This window comes from Nonomuraea turkmeniaca, from assembly GCF_005889735.1.
In the GTDB taxonomy this organism is placed as follows: domain Bacteria; phylum Actinomycetota; class Actinomycetes; order Streptosporangiales; family Streptosporangiaceae; genus Nonomuraea; species Nonomuraea turkmeniaca.
In genome coordinates, this window is the sequence record NZ_VCKY01000463.1 from 1 (window position 1) to 3,037 (window position 3,037).

The following is a 3,037-nucleotide window of genomic DNA, read 5'->3' on the forward strand; positions in this document are numbered from 1 at the left end:
GTCTCCTGGGTGCCTGAACCGATCAACTCTTTCGGGATCACGACAACGGCCTGTGTGCCGCCGTAGATGTTGGTCTGCAGCCTGACAACGACTTTGTGCCGACGTGAGAGGGCGGACACCACAAGCAGTCCGATACGGCCGTCCTGCACCAGTTCGTCGACGTCGATTCGTTCCGGAGCAGTGAGAAGGTCGTTCAGCCAACGCTGGGTTTCTCGGGGAATGCCGAGGCCGCGGTCCTCGATCTCGATGGCCAAGCCGGCAGTCACGGCTTCTGCGCGGATGAACACCTGCGTGTGCGGCGGCGAGAACTTGGTGGCGTTCTCGACAAGCTCGGCGAGCAGATGGATGACGTCCGCGGCCGCGCCCCCGTCCAGGGCTCCCTCGACCGGCGGCACCACTTTGACCCGGCTGTAGTGCTCGACCTCGGCGATGGCCGAGCGCAGAATTTCGTACGTGGTCACCGGCCTGCTCCACTGGCGCCGCGAGACGGCGCCCCCGATCACAGCGAGGCTTTCGGCCTGCCGGCGCAGGCGGGTACTGAGGTGGTCGACCCTGAACAGGCCCTTGAGCAGTTCCGGATCCTCGACCTGATTCTCCAGCTCGTCGAGTCCCTTCATCGCCCGATGGGACAGTGACTGCATGCGCAGGGCGAGGTTGACGAAGACCTCGACTCGCTGCGCGGGACGGCCACTCGGTTTCCGGCTCGCCGCGTTGACAACGGCGTTCCAGGCCTCGTTCTGAGCTTTCTGGAATTCGTACTCAAGGTGCGCGATGGGATCGCCCGCCGCCACAGGCCGGAAGTCGACGCCGCGTCGTGCGGGAACATCGCCGGCCGCGATCCGCTCTGCCAGGCCTTGCAGCTCTTGCCGGCCGCGGGACACCAAGAACCCCAAGTCGCGAAGTCGCGGCTCCAAGGCGCTGGGGCGGGGGGCCGGACGATCGGATATCCGACGCTCCCGCCGAGTCGCCTTGTTCGCCGCGACGACCGCCACGCACATGATGGCCACTGCACCCCCGGCAATGACGGCCAGTGTCGGCCAAGCCCCGGGCGACGAGGGTCCCCCCACGATCAGCACCGTCACCGCGATCAGTCCCAGGCACGCCATAAGGGCTGCTGGAATGATGGAAATGCACAGATGGAAGGCGTGAACGTTGACCGGACGATGTTCACCGCGACCGCGTGGCCTGCCACGGCTTCCGGCGTCTTGGCGTTCGGTGGCGGTGGCGGTGGGAGGCAGGGGAGGCGCAGACATCGGGCGTCCTTGATACAAGGGTGATCGATCGACAGGGGTCACCATACCGAGTCATCGGCACACTATCGGTTAATCCGGCATTTGAGGTGATACGGCGTTCGATCAGCAGGGGACAGCGCTTGAGGTTTATGCGGGAGTCCGCGGCTGGGCGGCGCCGTTACTGTCTTGTCCGCCGACTTTTGGCGACCCACGTCGGCCCCCGAACCGTTCGTCGTGAGGGGGGCCGGCACGGTGTCGATCGCACCTGTCTCCCGCGTCGTCCCCCGTTCGCCACCGCCGCGGTGCCGTGATCGCCTTGCTATCCTCCCGGCGGAGGGCCGCAATCCACGACAGGAACGGCCAGGTGTGCAGACAGGAGCCTGTGATGAGCCTTTCCCCCGCCTTCCGCCTAGTGACTCCCGTAGACGAGGAAGCGCCGCGCCGCGCCGCCCGGCTCCAGGAGTTGGGCATCCGGGAGGAGCCTGACCCTGAGTTCGACGAGTTCGCCCGGGCCCTGGCCCGCGAGCTAGAGGCGCCATTCGCCATGGTCAACATTATTGGCCCAGAACGGCAGTATTTCGCCGGATTGTATCCTTCCTCGCGCGACCGGGGCGTCGACCCGGAGACGGATCCGTTCCGGACAATGGCCTGCGACCACGGTTACTGCATGTACGTGGTGACGAGGAAACATGCGATGGCATTGGACGAAGTGATGGACTATCACCTCTTCGCCAACAATCCGGTGGTGGACGAGATCGGGATTCGCGCCTACCTGGGCGCCCCGTTGATCGACGGGACGGAGACCCTTGGCACGATCTGCGTCGTGGACACCAAGCCCCACGATTGGGGCACAGAAGGGGTCGCGTTCATCAAGGCCCGGGCCGCAGAGCTCGTGGAGAGGATCCATCAGCGGGCTCGTTTGCTGAACAGGCCCTGATCGGCCGTCTACGGTGTAGCCGAAGCCGAGCGTCAGGTCCTGGACGTCGGTGTGGACGATGCCCAGATTGCGGAGCGCCTGAGCGACCCCGGCAGTGTCGCCGATCTTGTGGGCGTCGGCCAGGAACCGGCGATTGTCTTTGACGAGCCGGTGGTGTGGACCTCTGATTCGCGGGCCAGCGATCAGCATAATGAAGAAGAAAATAAAGCCGATGAGTCCAAGGGTCGGAATCAGGCCGCCCGTGGACAATTCCACGCTGGTGGCGGATGCCATGAATATCAAGCAGACCAGCAGCCCGGCGGCGGCCACCCAACGCTTCATACAACCCTCTGTCAGGACATCGGTGAAGTTGGCTCAGCTCAGTATGAAGCCGAGGCGCGGCCGCTTAAAGATCGGCCATACTCCCACGTCCCACCCCCCAGGCCCTCAGGTCAGCCGCCCACGAAGCCCTGGCCGGGCGGCCATGGCGGGGAGTTGGTCCATCGCCTCCACCAGGTCTTCATCGTGGGCATGATCGTGTCCTCTTCGTCGGAAACGGTAGTCAGGCCTTCACTTTGCGGTGGTAGGTTGACACGCGCCGTGCTTCGCGTCGCGGCCGTCGGGCGCAATCGGGTCACGCAGCGTTCGTTCGGGGGGTGCCACCTTTGTCCCCACTGGCGAAAGACCCAGGCGCGACGGACTGATAGATGACGAGTAACATTTATTGACCACATTGACAGCGCTGCCAGGCGACGCGTGACTCTGAACACCATGCTTGCCGCCGTGTGGGGACGGCCATCGCCGAGACAGCAACACGATGGGTGGGAACGGGGGACGATCTACTGTGGGCGCGGGGTTGCGGTTCGTCCTGCTGGGGACGGTCCGGGGG

Annotated in this window: 2 protein-coding genes; one reads left to right on the forward strand and one right to left on the reverse strand. The window is 64.9% G+C overall.

The features are described 5' to 3' along the window. Positions 1 to 1,253: sensor histidine kinase (locus tag ETD86_RS53590; protein WP_211370922.1), on the reverse strand; the 1,253-nt coding region annotated here is incomplete at its 3' end. Between the two features lie 364 nt (positions 1,254 to 1,617). Between ETD86_RS53590 and ETD86_RS53595 the strand changes: the two genes are divergently transcribed. Continuing rightward, positions 1,618 to 2,169 carry a GAF domain-containing protein gene (locus ETD86_RS53595; RefSeq protein WP_138674270.1) on the forward strand — a complete coding sequence of 184 codons (552 nt, stop codon included), beginning with the start codon at positions 1,618 to 1,620 and terminating at the stop codon, positions 2,167 to 2,169. The last annotated feature ends 868 nt before the right edge of the window (positions 2,170 to 3,037 follow it).

Coding starts and splice junctions, on each gene's coding strand:
- ETD86_RS53595 (WP_138674270.1), top strand. CDS start 1,618: ATGAGCCTTTCCCCCGCCTTCCGCCTAGTGACTCCCGTAGACGAGGAA.